The 15,318-nt window shown below is 69.8% G+C and carries 14 protein-coding genes; 5 read left to right on the plus strand and 9 right to left on the minus strand.

Going from position 1 to position 15,318, the window contains the following annotated elements; translation table 11 throughout:
- The 4 genes from AB0H62_RS00090 to AB0H62_RS00105 form a co-directional block, all read right to left on the minus strand.
- The gene (locus tag AB0H62_RS00090) at nt 1-882 is read right to left on the minus strand and encodes an ABC transporter permease (RefSeq protein WP_220246531.1); all 882 of its coding nucleotides are present in this window, start codon (nt 880-882) and stop codon (nt 1-3) included.
- A gap of 142 nt (nt 883-1,024) precedes the next feature.
- Complete coding sequence (locus AB0H62_RS00095) at nt 1,025-2,233, minus strand: ABC transporter substrate-binding protein (protein WP_220246530.1); 1,209 nt, start codon at nt 2,231-2,233, stop codon at nt 1,025-1,027.
- A 25-nt stretch (nt 2,234-2,258) separates the two neighbouring features.
- On the minus strand, nt 2,259-3,335 hold the full coding sequence (locus AB0H62_RS00100; RefSeq protein ID WP_220246529.1) for an ABC transporter ATP-binding protein: 1,077 nt from the start codon (nt 3,333-3,335) through the stop codon (nt 2,259-2,261).
- A 33-nt stretch (nt 3,336-3,368) separates the two neighbouring features.
- The gene (locus AB0H62_RS00105; protein ID WP_360583157.1) at nt 3,369-4,790 is read right to left on the minus strand and encodes a gamma-aminobutyraldehyde dehydrogenase; all 1,422 of its coding nucleotides are present in this window, start codon (nt 4,788-4,790) and stop codon (nt 3,369-3,371) included.
- 114 nt (nt 4,791-4,904) lie between these two features.
- Here AB0H62_RS00105 and AB0H62_RS00110 point away from each other — a divergent pair, with 114 nt between their 5' ends.
- Together AB0H62_RS00110 and AB0H62_RS00115 are read left to right on the plus strand one after the other, a co-directional pair.
- The gene (locus AB0H62_RS00110) at nt 4,905-5,648 is read left to right on the plus strand and encodes an FCD domain-containing protein (RefSeq protein ID WP_220246527.1); all 744 of its coding nucleotides are present in this window, start codon (nt 4,905-4,907) and stop codon (nt 5,646-5,648) included.
- A 32-nt stretch (nt 5,649-5,680) separates the two neighbouring features.
- Nucleotides 5,681-6,436 (plus strand): cache domain-containing protein, encoded by a 756-nt coding sequence (locus tag AB0H62_RS00115; RefSeq protein ID WP_354871668.1) that lies wholly within the window; start codon nt 5,681-5,683, stop codon nt 6,434-6,436.
- Nucleotides 6,437-6,455: 19 nt separating this feature from the next.
- Here the strand turns inward: AB0H62_RS00115 and AB0H62_RS00120 are convergent, their stop codons facing one another.
- Nucleotides 6,456-7,895, minus strand: coding sequence for a PucR family transcriptional regulator (locus AB0H62_RS00120; protein WP_360583159.1), 1,440 nt, complete (start codon nt 7,893-7,895; stop codon nt 6,456-6,458).
- A 106-nt stretch (nt 7,896-8,001) separates the two neighbouring features.
- Between AB0H62_RS00120 and gabT the strand changes: the two genes are divergently transcribed.
- Together gabT and AB0H62_RS00130 are read left to right on the plus strand one after the other, a co-directional pair.
- Complete coding sequence (gene gabT, locus AB0H62_RS00125) at nt 8,002-9,354, plus strand: 4-aminobutyrate--2-oxoglutarate transaminase (RefSeq protein WP_360583161.1); 1,353 nt, start codon at nt 8,002-8,004, stop codon at nt 9,352-9,354.
- Complete coding sequence (locus AB0H62_RS00130; protein WP_360583163.1) at nt 9,351-10,778, plus strand: aldehyde dehydrogenase family protein; 1,428 nt, start codon at nt 9,351-9,353, stop codon at nt 10,776-10,778. The genes gabT and AB0H62_RS00130 overlap by 4 nt, the downstream gene beginning before the upstream one ends.
- Nucleotides 10,779-10,800: 22 nt before the next feature.
- On the opposite strand, the gene AB0H62_RS00135 is transcribed toward AB0H62_RS00130, so the two are convergent.
- From AB0H62_RS00135 to AB0H62_RS00145, 3 genes are read right to left on the minus strand one after another with little or no spacing between them, the layout of a single operon-like run.
- Nucleotides 10,801-11,406 (minus strand): hypothetical protein, encoded by a 606-nt coding sequence (locus AB0H62_RS00135; protein WP_360583165.1) that lies wholly within the window; start codon nt 11,404-11,406, stop codon nt 10,801-10,803.
- Nucleotides 11,403-12,176: a helical backbone metal receptor gene (locus AB0H62_RS00140; protein WP_360583167.1), complete on the minus strand. Its 774-nt coding sequence runs from the start codon at nt 12,174-12,176 to the stop codon at nt 11,403-11,405. Before AB0H62_RS00140 ends, AB0H62_RS00135 begins: the two co-directional genes overlap by 4 nt.
- Complete coding sequence (locus AB0H62_RS00145; protein ID WP_220246520.1) at nt 12,173-13,573, minus strand: RNB domain-containing ribonuclease; 1,401 nt, start codon at nt 13,571-13,573, stop codon at nt 12,173-12,175. The genes AB0H62_RS00140 and AB0H62_RS00145 overlap by 4 nt, the downstream gene beginning before the upstream one ends.
- Nucleotides 13,574-13,699: 126 nt before the next feature.
- Here AB0H62_RS00145 and AB0H62_RS00150 point away from each other — a divergent pair, with 126 nt between their 5' ends.
- A complete protein-coding gene (locus AB0H62_RS00150; protein ID WP_220246519.1) occupies nt 13,700-14,662 on the plus strand; it encodes an AAA family ATPase in 963 nt (320 codons plus the stop codon).
- A 457-nt stretch (nt 14,663-15,119) separates the two neighbouring features.
- Here AB0H62_RS00150 and AB0H62_RS00155 read toward each other — a convergent pair whose 3' ends face one another.
- Nucleotides 15,120-15,317, minus strand: coding sequence for a hypothetical protein (locus tag AB0H62_RS00155; protein ID WP_220246518.1), 198 nt, complete (start codon nt 15,315-15,317; stop codon nt 15,120-15,122).
- Nucleotide 15,318 lies beyond the last annotated feature (1 nt).

Raw genomic sequence — 15,318 nt, forward strand, 5'->3', positions numbered from 1 at the left:
CTAGAGGTTGTTCAGCGCGCCGGTGCGACGCACGACGGCCAAGTACACGAGCATGATCACGACCGGCACGATGGCCACGGTCGCCGCGAACGGCAGGTTGTTGGCCGCGCCGATGTTGTCGTAGACGACGTTGCCGAGCATCTGCGACGTGCCGCCCACGATCTTGACGGCGATGTAGTCGCCCAGCGACAGGGAGAACGTGAAGATCGAGCCCGCAACGATCGCCGGGAAGGCGAGGGGCAGGATCACCGAGCGGAACGTGCGGAACGACTTCGCGCCGAGGTCACCCGACGCGTCGACCAGTGAGTCGGGCAGGCGCTCCAGGCCGGCGTAGATCGGCAGGATCATGTACGGCAGCCACAGGTACGACAGCGTGATCACCGTGGCCGCGACGCCGTAGCCGGGGCCGGAGAGGCCGAAGGGGCTCAGCAGCCAGCTGATCGCGCCGTTGCCGGAAAGCAGGGTGCGCCACGCGTAGGCCTTCACCAGGTAGCTCGCCCACAGCGGCGTCATCACGGCGATCACGAGGATCCGTTGCGCCCGAGGGGAAGCGAGCTTGGCCATCGCGAAGGCCATGGGGAAGGCGATGACCGCGTCGATGACCGTCACCAGCAGCGCGATGCCGACTGTCCGCAGCGTGATCGTGCGGTAGACCGAGTCGGTGAACAGGGTGACGAAGTTGTCGAACGACCAGTCCGTGACCACCTTGCCGGTGAACACGTCGGTGGACCAGAAGGCCGTGATGAACAGGGCGGCGAGCGCGCCGAGGTAGGCCAGGCCGAGCCACAGCAGCGGAGCCGAAAGGAGAATGCCCAGGCGCAGCTTGGGTTTGCGGAAGAAGAAAGCCGAAGCGCGGCGGCTCGGCGGGCTCACGGCGGTCATGTCGAGCACCTTCGGGGCACGGTTGCGGGAGGGGGTCCGGGGGCGGCGGACGAGGGGGGAGGTGCCCGCCGCCCCCGGAGCAAAGGGGGAATCTCACGAATGCCGGCGCCGGTTTCAAGCGGCGCCGGCACTCACGAGCACGTCAACCCTTGATCTCGGTCCAGGCACGGGTCCAGTCGCCGTAGTCCTTGCACTTGACGTCCGTGCGGCCGTCGAGGCACTGCGGGATCGGCGTGGTCCAGTACTGGATCTTGGCGGCGTAGGCCGCGTCGTTGGCGTGGTAGGTGTCGCACAGGGACTTGTCGGTCATCTCGGCGCAGGCCTTGGAGTTGGCCGGGGCCTCACCGAAGTACTCCGCCACCTGGGCGTTGACCTTCGGGCTGATGATGTAGTCCATCCACTTGTACGCACACGTCTTGTGCTGCGACTTCGTGGCCACCATCCAGGTGTCCGACCAGCCGGTGGCACCTTCGCTCGGCACGGTCGCACCCAGCGGAGCGCCCTCGCTCTTGGCCAGGTTCACCGTGACCTGCCACGCGGTGCCGATCACGGCGTCCGCGTTCTTGAGCGACTGCGTTTCCTTGAGGTAGTCCGCCCAGTACTCGCTGACGTTCGGGCGCTGCTTCTTCAGCAGGTCCACCGCCGCGTTGAACTGCTTGTCGTCCAAGGCGTACGGGTTCTTGATGCCGAGGTCGGGCTGGTGCGCCATGAGGTACAGGGCGGCGTCGGCGATGTAGATCGGAGAGTCGTAGGCGATGATCTTGCCCTTGTAGGGCGAGTTCACGTCGAACATCGGCGACCACGACGTCGGCTCCGGGCTCACCTTGTCGGTGCGCCAGGTGAGCACGTTCGCGCCCCAGCCGTGCGGGATGCCGTAGGCGACGTTGTTGACGCTGTTCCACGACTTGTTCTTCAGGAACGGGTAGACGTCGTTGTAGTTCGGCACGAGCGCGGTGTTCACCGGCTCGACGTCGCCCGAGGCGACCAGGCGCAGCGAGGCGTCGCCCGAGGCGGACACCACGTCGTACTGGCCCGTCTTCATCAGCGTCACGGCCTCGTCGGACGTGCCGAACGCCTTGACATTGACCTTGCAGCCGGTCTGGTCCTCGAACGGCTTGACCCAGTTGATGGTCGAGTCGGTGGAGCCGTTTTCGGCGTAACCGGGCCACGCGAGCACGTTCAGCTGGCCTTCCGGCTGGCCCAGCTGGGTGAGTGCGGCCAGCTTGGGCGGGGTGAACCCCTGAGCGCCCGGCGCGGACCCCGCGTTTGAGTCGGAGCCCGACGTCCCGCAGGCCGCGAGCAGCAGGCTCACGCCGCACAGACCCGCGAGCAGCGTCTTCCTGTTCTTCATGTCGAGAGAAACCTTCCCGTGAGAACTAGCCGGCTTCGGGGACCCGGAAACTGTGTTCGTGGCGCCACCGCAGACGGACCCGGCGGTCGGCGAACTCGGTCGGTTCACTGGTGTTCTGGCGAACCACGGACAACTGACCCCCCGCATCGAGCGCGACAGCGTAGCGCACTGTAGATCCGGCGTATACGACATCCGTGACGATTCCGGTCGCCGAAGTCTCGCCTGGACCGGCCGGCGACGCAAGATCAGCATCGATGCGAATTTTCTCCGGCCGGATGCTGTACACGCCGGGCTTGCCGATCACCGCTTCGGCCCCACGCCCGCTGAGCAGGTTGGACGTGCCGACGAAGCCGGCGACGAACGCGCTGGCCGGTCTCTCGTACACCTCCACCGGGGTGCCGACCTGTTCGATCCGCCCGGCGTTGAACACCGCGATGCGGTCGCTCATGGTCAGCGCCTCGTCCTGGTCGTGCGTCACGAACACGAAGGTGATCCCGACTTCGCGCTGGATCTGCTTGAGCTCGATCTGCATCGCTTGACGCAGCTTGAGGTCGAGTGCTCCCAGCGGTTCGTCGAGCAGCAGCACCTTCGGGCGGTTCACCAGGGCCCGCGCGAGAGCGACGCGCTGGCGCTGACCACCCGAGAGCTGAGAAGGCTTGCGGTCGCCGTACTCCCCGAGCCGCACGGTCTCCAGGGCTTCCGCGGCGCGTTGCTTGCGCTCGGCCTTGGCGACCCGCTTGACCTTGAGGCCGTACTCCACGTTCTGCCGCACCGACATGTGCGGAAAGAGCGCGTAGTCCTGGAACACGGTGTTCACGTCGCGCTCGAACGGCGCCAGCTGGCTGACGTCGCGCCCGGCGAGCTCGATGGTGCCCGCGGTGGGCAGCTCGAAGCCGGCGATCATGCGCAGCACCGTGGTCTTCCCCGAGCCCGACGGGCCGAGCATGGAGAAGAACTCACCGGGCGGGATGTCGAGGTCGACGCCGTCGACGGCGCGGACCTTGTCGAAGTGCTTCTGCAGCCCGGTGAGCCGGATCGCCGGCTCACCGCCGGCGCGCGGCGGCTCGGGCCGCCGGGCGGCCGTCGGGGCAAGGTGTGGCATGGCGGGCCTTCCCGTGGATCTCGTCACCGGTACCTACAGCGCGCTCATCACGTGCTTGACGCGGGTGTAGTCCTCGAGTCCGTACAGCGAGAGATCCTTGCCGTAACCCGACTTCTTGAACCCGCCGTGGGGCATCTCGGCGACGAGCGGGATGTGGGTGTTGATCCACACGCACCCGAAGTCGAGCTTGGCGGACACGCGCATGGCGCGCTGGTGGTCCTTGGTCCAGATCGAGGAGGCGAGGCCGTAGGGCACGCCGTTGGCCGCCTTCACCGCGTCGGCTTCGTCGGAGAAGCGCTGCACGGTGATCACGGGGCCGAAGACCTCGTTCTGGGTGATCTCGTCGTCCTGCGTGACGCCGGAGACCACGGTGGCTTCGTAGAAGAAGCCCTCGTCGCCGACGCGTCGCCCTCCACAGTGGACGGTGGCGTGCCCGGGCAGGCGGTCGATGAAGCCGGACACCTTCTCCAGCTGCGCGGCGTTGTTGAGCGGGCCGAAGGCGGCGGTGTCGTCGTCCGGCTTGCCGGTCTTGCTGGCCTCGGCCTGACGCGAGAGGGCGGCGACGAAGGTGTCGTGCACGTCGTCGGACACCAGCACGCGCGCGGCGGCGGTGCAGTCCTGGCCGGCGTTGAAGTAGCCCGCCATCGCGATGGTCTCGGCGGCGGCCTCGAGGTCGGCGTCGGAGAACACGATCACGGGCGCCTTGCCGCCCAGCTCCAGGTGCACGCGCTTGACGTCGCGGGCCGCGGCGCCCGCGACCTCGATGCCGGCGCGCACGGAGCCGGTGATCGACACCATCGAGGGGATCGGGTGCTCCACCAGCGCGCGGCCGGAGTCACGGTCGCCGGTCACCACGTTGAACACGCCCGGCGGCAGGAACTCGCCGCAGATCTCGGCCAGCAGCAGAGTGGACGCCGGCGTGGTGTCCGACGGCTTGAGCACGACCGTGTTGCCCGCCGCGAGCGCGGGCGCGATCTTCCAGATCGCCATGAGCAGCGGGTAGTTCCACGGCGTCACCTGCGCGCAGACGCCCACGGGCTCGCGGCGGATGAAGGACGTGTGGCCTTCCATGTACTCACCGGCCGCGCGGCCTTCGAGCACGCGCGCGGCGCCGGCGAAGAAGCGCAGCTGGTCGACGATCATCGGCAGCTCTTCGGACATCGTGAGCGCGACCGGCTTGCCGGTGTTCTGCGACTCGACGCGCACGAGCTCCTCGCCGCGGGCCTCGACGGCGTCGGCGATCTTCAGGAGCGCGAGCTGGCGCTGGGCCGGCGTGGTCTCCTTCCAGCTCTCGAACGCCTCCGCCGCGACCTTGAGCGCGTGGTCGATGTCTTCGGCGCTCGCCACCGGCGCGGTGCAGTACGCGCGGCCGGTGACCGGGTCCACGATTTCGAGGACCCTCCCGGACTGCGAGTCGACGAACTTCCCGCCGACGTAGTGCTTCAATTCCTGCACGCGTGCGCCTCCTGACTCTCCGTGGCAGGGTGAAACATATAACTCCATATTTCACATGACAAGGTCCTGGGGCACTATTGGCCCCAATCGCATGCCGAGACGGGTGGGCCCACGATGCGCAAGGAGATGTCGAACAGCGCACGACTGGCGATGTTCGCTCCGCTCGACCAGCTCGGCCGCGCCGAGGCGGTCGCGGCCCGGCTGCTCGACGCCATCACCCTGGGTCTCCTCGACGACGCCGAGCAGCTGCCGAGCGAGGTCGAGCTCGCCGCGCAGTTCCGCGTTTCCACCGTGACGGTCCGCGAAGCGCTCGCTGTGCTGCGGCAGCAGGGGCTGGTCGAGACCAGGCGCGGGCGCGGCGGCGGCAGCTTCGTGCGCACGCCCGCATGGCCGGCGCCGAGCTCGTGGGCCCAGCGCCTGCGGCTCGTCTCGCTCGCGGATCTGCGCGACTTCGGCGACCACTACCTCGCCGTGGCCGGGTCCGCGGCCAAGCTCGCGTCGGAACGCAGCTCGCCCGAAGACCTGGAACGACTGCGCCTGACCAGCGAAGACCTCCTCGGCACGACCGGTCCCGAGGCGACGCGCGCCGAACGGCACTTCCACCTCGAGATCGCGGCGGCCGCGCAGTCGCCGCGGCTCACCAACCAGGAGGTCCAACTGCAGGGCGAACACGGCGGGTTGCTCTGGGTGCCCCTCGACGGCGAGGACACCTGCCGCCAGTCCTACGCTGAGCACTACGCGATCGTCACCGCGATCGCGGCGGCCGACGGCGATCTGGCCCGCAAGCTGACCGAGGAGCACATCCTGAGCGCGCTCGACCGGCTCGTGGATCTGCACTTAAGCCTCGAAACGCCGTAGGCTTCGATGACCCCGCGATCGAGGTGAGCATCGTGACCGACACCCGCACGTTGACCGGCGATGAAGTCGTCGCACAGGTATCCGCGCTGGTCGAGGAGATCTTCGAGCGGCTGAAGCCCGTATTGGCCGCGGCCGAGACGCTGCTGGCCGAGCCCGGCGGCGCCGGTTCCCGCACGCTCCACGGCATCCGGCCGCAGGTCCTGGAGGCCCTCGGCGGCCTCGTGATCGGCGCGGGGTTCGTGAGTGCGCCCCACGTGTTGTCGGACCAGGAGTTCGGCTTCGAGTGGTGGACCACCACCGGTTCGGACGACAGTGGTTCCGAGGACGCCGTGCCGGAGCAGCTGTTCATCAGCCTCGACCCGGAGAGCCCGAACTTCCTCGACTACACGCGTCAGTCGTGGTTCACCGTGCCGCGCGACAGCGGCCGGCGCCACATCAACGGCCCGTACGTCGACTACCTCTGCACCGACGAGTACACGCTCACGTTCACGCTGCCCGTGTACCGCGACGGTTCGTTTGCCGGCGTGGTGGGCGCGGACGTCTACGTGCGCGAGTTCGAGCGGACGGTGAGCCGGCGGCTGCGTTCGCTGGGCCGGCGCGCGGCTCTGCTCAACGCGCAGGGGCGCGTGATCGTGTCGAACAGCGTCCGGCAGGCGACGGGTTCGCTGGTGCGCGACGTCGATGTGCCGGCGTGGTGGACGTCGGGCGCGGAACCGCAGACGATGTCGGGCGGCGCGACGTTGCGCCGGTGCGGGGATTCGCCGATCGCGTTGCTGGTCAGCGTGTGACTTCTCAGCGGGTGTTTTCTCAGCGGTTGACCTGAAGGGCGAGCCAGAGTTCGGCCCTGGTGCCGGGTGAGTCGAGGTCCTGACCGAGGAGCTCGGCGGCCTTGGTGATGCGGTTGCGCAGGGTGTGACGGTGGATGTGCAGCTGCGTGGCGGCGCGGTCCCAGTGGCCGTGGTTTTCGAGCCAGCAGCGCAGGGACTCCTCCAGCTCACCGCGGCCGGACTCGTCGTGGGTGCGCAGCGGGTTCAGCAGCTCGTGGGCAAAGGCTTGGGCGGCAAGGGGATCCAGGAGGTTGAGCAGGCCCCGGCCGGCGTGGTCGGCATAGCGCAGGAGCGGAATGTCCTGGCTGCGCGCGGTTTCGGCCGCCTGCCGGGCCTGGCGCAGCGCTGCCGGGAACTCGGTGGCGTCTCCGACGCCGACGTGGCAACCGCCGACTTCGGCGGCCACGGTGAGCACGCGGTCGGCGTCGTCGGTCGCGGCGACGAGGAGCGACTCGGAGTGGGCGAAGAACACTTGCCCCGCAACGGGTTCCAGGCGGTCGTACAGCGCGGTCCGCGCGGCAGGCCGGCCCGCGACGGCGAGCACGGCCCACGGTTGCGGCGGGGCGCCTTGCGCGGTGCGCAGCACGTCGAGCGCGAGGGCTTCCTGGCCGTCGGCGAACAGGTCGAGCAGGCCGGTGCGCAGCCGGGACAGCGCGCCGCGTTGGGCACGATCCTGTTCCAGGGCAAGGGAAAGCAGCGAGACCGCCGTGTTCACGATGTGGCGACCGGTCGAGTCGAGCGGCTCGGCGGTGCCGACCGCGAGCGCGCCGCGCGTGTGCAAGGTCTGGAGCACGACCTCCTGCTCCCCCAGCGTGACAACCCGTGTGCCGGCGCGCAGGTCCTTCACGTCGAGCTGTTCCCCGTGTGCGCGAGCGGCTGCGGAAGAGACTTCGCGGAGGTGGCCGGCGGCGTCGAAGAGCACGACCCAGCCGTCGATGAGCCGGGCGAGCCGCCGCACGACACCCGCCGCGCCCGTCTTTCCCACGGCGGTGCGGGTGAGTTCCTGCTGGGCGCGGCCGATGCGGACGGTCGCGGCGTACTCGTCGGCCGCGACCGCGCGGGAGACGGCGCGGGTGATGGCGATGAAGGGCGTCTTGCGGGGCACTTCGAGCACCGGGAGGCCGATCTCGTCGGCGGTTTCGACCAGGGTGCGCGGCACGTGCTCGTGGCTGAGCCCGACGCCGAAGCCGAGCCCTGCGGTGCCCGCTTCGACGAGGCGGCGGATGTAGGCCTCCGACGTCGTGTCGTCGAGGGCCAGGCCCGTGGTGAGCAGGAGCTCGCCGCCTTCGAGGAAGGCGTGCGGGTCGGTGAGCTCGGTCGGGTGCACCCAGCCGATCGGGCGATCGAGGCCGGCCTCCCCCGCAACCACGCGCAGCGCGAGCGACCGCTGTTCAGTGAGCGCGCGCAGGGTGAGTGCCATAGTGGCCAAGTTTACGCGCGGCGTTGGACATCTTGGCCAGCTGACTCGTGCATGGAGCCGCCTCATCCTGGGAGGTGACCCAGCCCGTTTCCCAGGAGTTGAGCCCATGACCATGACCACCGAAACCCTGGTGGCCCCGGCGCCCCGCCTGCGCCAGTTGCGCACCGAGATCCCCGGCCCGGCGTCGCGCGCGCTGCAGGAGCGGCGGACGGCCGCGGTCGCGGCGGGGGTGAGCTCGACGCTGCCCGCGTACATCACGTCGGCCAGTGGCGGTCTGCTCACCGATGCCGACGGCAACGTGCTCATCGACTTCGGTTCCGGCATCGCCGTGACGAACGTGGGCCACTCCGCGCCCGAGGTCGTGGACCGCGTGCGCAAGCAGGCGGGCTGGTTCACGCACACGTGTTTCATGGTCACGCCGTACGAGGGGTACGTCGAGGTGTGCGAGGCACTGGCGGAGCTGACGCCGGGTGACCACGCGAAGAAGTCGGTGCTGTTCAACTCCGGCGCGGAGGCCGTGGAGAACGCGGTGAAGATCGCGCGCGCCGCGACCGGGCGGCAGGCCGTGGTGGTGTTCGACCACGCCTACCACGGGCGGACGAATCTGACGATGGCGTTGACCGCGAAGTCGGTGCCCTACAAGCACGGCTTCGGCCCGTTCGCGCCCGAGGTGTACCGCGTGCCGGGGTCCTACCCGTACCGCGACGGGCTTTCGGGTCCGGAGGCCGCGCGGATCGCGATCGACCGGATCGAGAAGCAGATCGGCGGCGACCAGGTGGCGGCCGTGGTGATCGAGCCGATCCAGGGTGAGGGCGGGTTCATCGAGCCGGCACCGGGGTTCCTGCCGGCGCTTTCGCAGTGGTGCGCTGCGAATGGCGTGGTGTTCGTGGCTGATGAGGTGCAGACAGGCTTCTGCCGCACCGGCGACTGGTTCGCGTCGTCGCGCGAGGGCGTGGTGCCGGACCTGATCGCGACGGCCAAGGGCATCGCGGCGGGCCTGCCGCTGTCGGCCGTGACCGGGCGTGCGGAGCTGCTCGACGCGGTCGGGCCCGGTGGTCTTGGCGGGACCTACGGCGGTAACCCCATCGCGTGTGCCGCGGCGCTGGGTTCGATCGAGACGATGCGTAGTTCGGATCTGGCGTCTTCCGCGCGGCGCGTGGAGGAGGTCGTGCTGCCGCGGCTGCGGGCTCTGGCCGCCGAGACGGGCGTGATCGGCGACGTGCGCGGGCGCGGCGCGATGTTGGCCGCGGAATTCGTTCGCGCCGGCACCTCCGAGCCGGATGCCGACCTCACCAGGCGCGTCGCGGCGGCGTGTCACGCGCTCGGTGTGGTGGTGCTGACCTGCGGGACCTACGGCAACGTCATCCGGCTGCTGCCGCCGCTTTCCCTGTCCAACGAGCTGCTCGACGAGGGCCTGTCCGTCCTCGAGCACGCGGTCCGCACGGAGGTGCGCAAGTGATTGTTCCCTTTTGGATCGCCGGCAAGCCGGTGACCAGTTCTTCGACCACGGTCGTCCACCACTCCTACGACGGGAGCGAGGCCGGTTCGCACTTCGTGCCGACCGATTCGGACGTCGAGGCGGCGGTTGCGGCGGCGGCTTCGGTGGCCGACGAGTTCGCTGTTACGCCCGCGCACGTGCGGGCGGGGGCGTTGGACCACGTGTCCCGTTCGTTGAGTCAGCGGGCCGACGAGATCGCGCGGCTCATCACGGCCGAGTCGGGCAAGCCGTTGAAGTGGTCGCGGGGCGAGGTGGGGCGCGCGGTGTCGACGTTCCGCTGGGCCGCCGAGGAGGCCCGCCGATTCTCGGGCGAGCTGCAGCGCCTCGACACGGACCCGGGTGGCACCGGGCGGATGGCCTTGGTGCGCCGGGTTCCTCGCGGACCGGTGCTGGGGATCACGCCGTTCAACTTCCCGCTGAACCTGGTGGCGCACAAGGTCGCGCCGGCCATCGCGGTCGGCGCGCCGATCGTGCTGAAGCCGGCGCCTGCGACGCCGCTGACGTCATTGCTGCTGGGCGAGATCCTGGCGGAGACGGGGTTACCTGCGGGGAGCTGGTCGATTCTGCCGCTGGGCAACGAGGAGACGGCCGCTCTGGTTCGCGATCCGCGGCTGCCGGTGGTTTCGTTCACGGGCTCGGTGCCGGTCGGCTGGTCGATCCGGGAGAGCGTGCCGCGCAAGCACGTCTCCCTGGAGCTGGGCGGCAACGGCGCCGTGCTGGTCTGCCCGGATTGGACGGACCTGGATTTCGCGGCGCAGCGGATCGCGACGTTCTCCATGTACCAGGCGGGGCAGTCGTGCATCTCCGTGCAGCGGGTTTACGTGCACACGGATGTGTATGACGAGCTGGAGTCGCGGGTTCTGGCGCGGGTTGCCGCTTTGCGCACGGGCGACCCGTCTGCTGACGGGGTGGATGTCGGCCCGCTGATCAACGAGGCCGCGGCTTCGCGAGTTGTTTCGTGGGTGTCGGACGCTGTCGCCGCCGGTGCTTCTTTGCTCACCGGCGGCGGCCGTTCCGGGGCGACAGTGGAGCCGACGGTGCTGTCCGGGGTGCCGGAGGAAGCTGCCGTGATGGCCGAGGAGGTGTTCGGGCCGGTGGTTTCGTTGATCCGGGTGTCCTCTGTGGACGAGGGCGTTTCGCGGATCAACGCTTCGCGCTTCGGCCTCCAGGCCGGCGTCTTCACGCGCGACCTGCCCACGGCGTTCGACGTCTCCGCCCGCTTGAAGGTCGGCGGCGTCCTCATCGGCGACGTCCCCAGCTTCCGCGCCGACCAGATGCCTTACGGCGGGGTCAAGGACTCCGGCGTCGGCCGCGAAGGCCCGGCGGCCGCGATGGCGGATTTCACGGAGGAACGGGTGACCGTACTGACGGGGTTGACCCTGTAGGGGCCGGATGTCGACGGGCCGCTCAACCGCCGGGCGGCCCGTCGCGGTCCCTACTCGTCTTCGAGGTAGTGGCCCAGAACGCGATCCGTGGGGGCGGCCACGCTCCGGACAGGGGCTCGGCGAACTCGCGGACGATGTAGTTCAGCAGATCCCTGCCGTAGTAGATGATGTCGAAGCCGCGCATGGAAAGGACCGGGCGCCCGGAGGTGCCGTGTCCTCCGGGGAGGTAGCGGTGAGCGTAGATCGGCACCATCGGGGCCGCTGTGCGGAGGCGGCGGCGGAAGGCGCCCACCGCGTCGTGCGGGGTGACCGGGCGGTTGCCCCAGCGGGGTTCCCAGTAGCCGTCCCGGACGAGGTCGATGACGTAGTCCGTCTCCCAGTCGATGTGGGCCCGAAGGGCGGCCGGGTCGCCGTTGCGCCAGTCGGGCCACGGGTGTTTCCAGGTTTGACCCTCTTCGTGCGGAGACTCGACGGGGAGGCCCGTGGCGAGGAACGCACGGTGATCGTCGGCGAATTCGATGTCGTACTGGGCCTCGATACGATCGAATTCGGCGTCGGTGAGGCCGGGCTCGATGCGACAGCAGTCCAATGATGCGAGCAAACGCGCAGCGCGGACGCCGAGTGTCACGGCAGCTTCGCCAACGCTTCGGTCAAGGCGCCGTGGGCTTCGACAAGTGACGGGCCGTACCAGGTCAGATACCGCCCCGAGACCAGAACCGGGCGCAGGTCCGGGAAGAAGCCCGGGCCGTCGTCGGCGGTGAACTCGTACGGTTCGTCCGGTAGCACCACGATGTCAGCGGCGGCAGCCCGCAGCTCGTCCAGCGGAGGGCGTGGATAGCGGTCATCGGCGCCGGCATAGGCGTTCGCTACCCCGACGCGGCGGAGGACGTCTCCCGCGAACGTGTCGCGGCCCAAGACGATCCACGGCTTGCGCCAGACCGGGATAACGGCGCGGAAGCGGATCGGGGCCGTCGTGCGCCAGAGTTCTTCGGCGGAGACCAGCCACTGGGGCTCGTCCAGGGCGTAGACCTGCGTCAGCAGACGGCGCAGCGAGCCCAAAGCCGCAGGAACCGAAGCGGCCGCCGCCATGACGAACACGGGGATCCCGTTGGCACGCAGGCGTTGCACGTCCTCCGGGCGGTTCTCCTCGGAGTTCGCCAGCACCAGGTCAGGCGCCACGTCGAGCACGCGATCGATCTTCGGGTACTTCGAGCCGCCCACGCGTGGAACGTCCAAATCAGACGGATGCGTGCAGTAGTCCGTGGCACCGACGAGCCGGCCGGGCGCGCTGATCTCCACGGCTTCCGTCAGCGAAGGCACCAGGGACACCACTCGCACCGGCGGGCCGGACAACGGGACCGGTTCGCCCAGGTCGTCGACGAGTTCGGTGCTCCTCATACGCGTTCGAACGACACCTTCCGCTTGTCGACGTCCACGGCGGTCAGGCGGACGCCGATCCGTTCGCCTTCAGGGAATTTCTCGCCCGTGCACTTGGCCATCACCGGCGGGTCCTCCACGAGGATCTCCGCGCGCGTCTCCTCCGCGCGCAGCACCACGGCGGTGAACTCGCGCCCGACGCGTTCCGCCAGGACCCACGCTTCCACCTGGTCGATGCAGGCGCGTTCGACGCGGGCGGCGAGACCGTCGGAAGCGGACATCTGCAACGGCACCTCCGCGAGCGCGTCGCGAACCCACGACGGCACCTCGCGCCCGGCCGTGACGGCGAGGCAGACCTCCGTGCCGAAGCGGTCGACCAGGCGGCGGATGGGCGCGGTGACGTGGGCGTACGCGCCACCGATGCCCGCGTGGGTGGTGAGCGCGGGCAGGGATCCGTCGAAGGACGTGTAGCCGGCGCCTCGCAGAAGCCGCGTGGTGTCAGCGAAGATGGCCATCGACGACGGCTGTCCGGGGTCCAAAGAGGACAGGAACTCCGAAACTCCGAGCCCCGCCGGCCAGGAGACGCCCACGACCGACGCCGAGCGGCGCAGCCACTCCACGGCGTCCGGCTCGGGTGGCGGCAACGTCCGCAGCACGCCGACGCGGGCTTCGATCATGATCTGCGCCGCGGCCATGCCGGTGAGCAGCGAGATCTCGGCGTTCCACGCGTCGACGGCGGTGCGCGGACGACGGGCCAGCGCCCAGCCGCCGTCGGGGTCGCCGCTGATCTCCTGCTCCGGCAGCTGTAATTCCACGGCCCCGCGCTGCACGGCCAGCTCGCGTCGCAGCCGGCCGAGCTCCGGCAGCGCGGCGACGGACGGGTGCGGAGTGCCCGCGTCGAGCGAGGCCTGCACGCTCTCGTAGTCGAGCTGTTCGGTCGAGCGCACCAGCGCGCGGCGTACACGGGTGGCGACGGGCTCGCCGTCGGCGTCGACGTCGACCGTCCAGAGCACGGCCGCGCGCACCTCGCCGGGCAGCAGGCTTGCGGCACCTTCGGACAGGACGGTGGGGTGGAGCGGGACGTTGCCGTCGGGCAGGTAGAGCGTCTGGCCGCGGCGGCGGGCCTCGTGGTCGAGCGCGCCGCCGGGCGGGACGAAGGCGGCGAGGTCGGCGATGGCGTAGTGCACGCGGAAACCGCCCCCGGTGCGTTCGACGACCATCGCCTGGTCGAGATCCTTGGCGCCGGGCGGGTCGATCGTCACGAACGGCAGGTCCGTGGCGTCCTCGCGGCCCTCGGCGCGCGCGGAGAGCACAGCGGCCTCCGCCTCGGCCAGCACCTCGGGACCGAACGATTCCGGCAACGAGAACTCCGTCCGGAGCCGACCGAAGTCCCCTCCCGACGCGGGTGTCCTGATCACGAGTGGCACCACACAACACTATCCCGCTCGACGGCCGCCGATCGCCCGTTCGGGCGCGAGCCGCGCGGGTGTACGTTGATCCTTGCTGTAATGAAAACCATCTTCATTTTGTGAAAGGGTTTCGCCGTGAAGATCGCGTTCGTCGGCAAGGGCGGCAGCGGGAAGACCACGCTCTCGTCGCTGTTCGTCTCCTACCTGGCCGGCGCCGGCAAACCGGTGCTGGCCATCGACGCCGACATCAACCAGCACCTCGCCGTCGCCCTCGGCGCGACCGAGGAGGAAGCGCTCGCGTGGCCCACGCTGGGCGACAACATGGCGCTCATCAAGGACTACCTGCGCGGCGACAACCCGCGTATCCCTTCCGCGTCGGCGATGATCAAAACCACGCCGCCGGGCCGCGGATCGCGCCTGGTCACGCCGTTCGAGGACAACCCCGTCACCGACGCGTGCTTCCGGTTTTTGGGCGACGTGCGCTTGGGTGTCACGGGCCAGTTCGACGAGGACGACCTCGGCGTAGCGTGCTACCACTCGAAGGTCGGCGCCGCGGAGTTGCTGCTCAACCACCTGGTCGACGGCCCGGGCGAGTACGTGGTGATGGACATGACCGCCGGCGCCGACGCCTTCGCGTCCGGCCTGTTCACGCGCTTCGACGTGACGTTCCTGGTCTGCGAGCCGACGCTGCGCAGCGTCGGCGTCTACCGCCAGTACGCCGACCACGCGCGCGACTTCGGCGTGCACCTGGTGGCGGTGGGGAACAAGGTGACGGATGCGGAGGATGTGGCTTTTCTGCAGTCCTCGCTGGGCCCGGCTCTGCTGGGCTGGCTGGAGTCTTCGGGACACGTCCGGGCCGGTGAGCGCGGCGCTTCGCGTCCGATTGGGGAACTGGAGCCTCACAACCTGGGGACGCTCGCGTCGATGCTGTCGACGGTCGACGGCGTGACCCGCGACTGGGCTCGCTATCAGCGCCAGGCCGTGGACTTCCACCTGCGCAACGCGCGGGCCTGGGGTAACGGCCGGATGGGCGAGGACCTCGAGGCGCAGGTGGATCCGGAGTTCGTGTTGGGGCCGGGAGTTTCGACGTCTTTGTGAGGTTGTGGTCTGTGGGTTCCGCGGCTCGGGTGTCGGCGCATACGTCGGGGCTCGGCGCGGCGAGCCGGGCAGCGACGTGCGCTCCACGGGCAACCACTCAGGCCGGTGCACCGGCCGTGCCTCGGCACGCCGGGCCGGACAGCGACGTGCCGGCCGATGATCGCGGCAACCAGCCCATGTCTCAGTTCGGCGGTAATTCCGGACATTGAGCTGGCCCGCCCGGGCGGTGACGTGGCGGTCGGGTCGATCTGAGAACTGCGGTATCAGCCCCGGTTTCGGCGGCGATTCCGGCGCTGCGAGCTGACCTGCCGTGGGCGGCGAAGTGCGCCCGAGTCGGGCCACGCAAACCTTCGCGGGCCCGGGGTCGAGATCAGGCGCGCCGGATACCGCGGGCGGACGTCAGCGGGCGGACGTCAGCGGGCCGGGCCGGATGGACCCGGCCCGACGTGGCGGGTGGTCAGTCGCCGTCCCATTCGCGGTCGGCGGCGTCGGCCTGTCGGTTGCGCTCGCGGGCGATGTCGAGGGCGCGGCGGGCGGTGGCCTCGTCGGGGTAGGGCCCGAGGAGGTCGATGCTCCGGCTGCGTTCCAGGTGTTCCACCTCGTGGGTGCGGGTGTTGTAGTACCAGCCGGGGTCCGGGTTGGGGTCGTCAGCCATG

This window comes from Amycolatopsis sp. NPDC050768 (assembly GCF_040654155.1).
In the GTDB taxonomy this organism is placed as follows: domain Bacteria; phylum Actinomycetota; class Actinomycetes; order Mycobacteriales; family Pseudonocardiaceae; genus Amycolatopsis.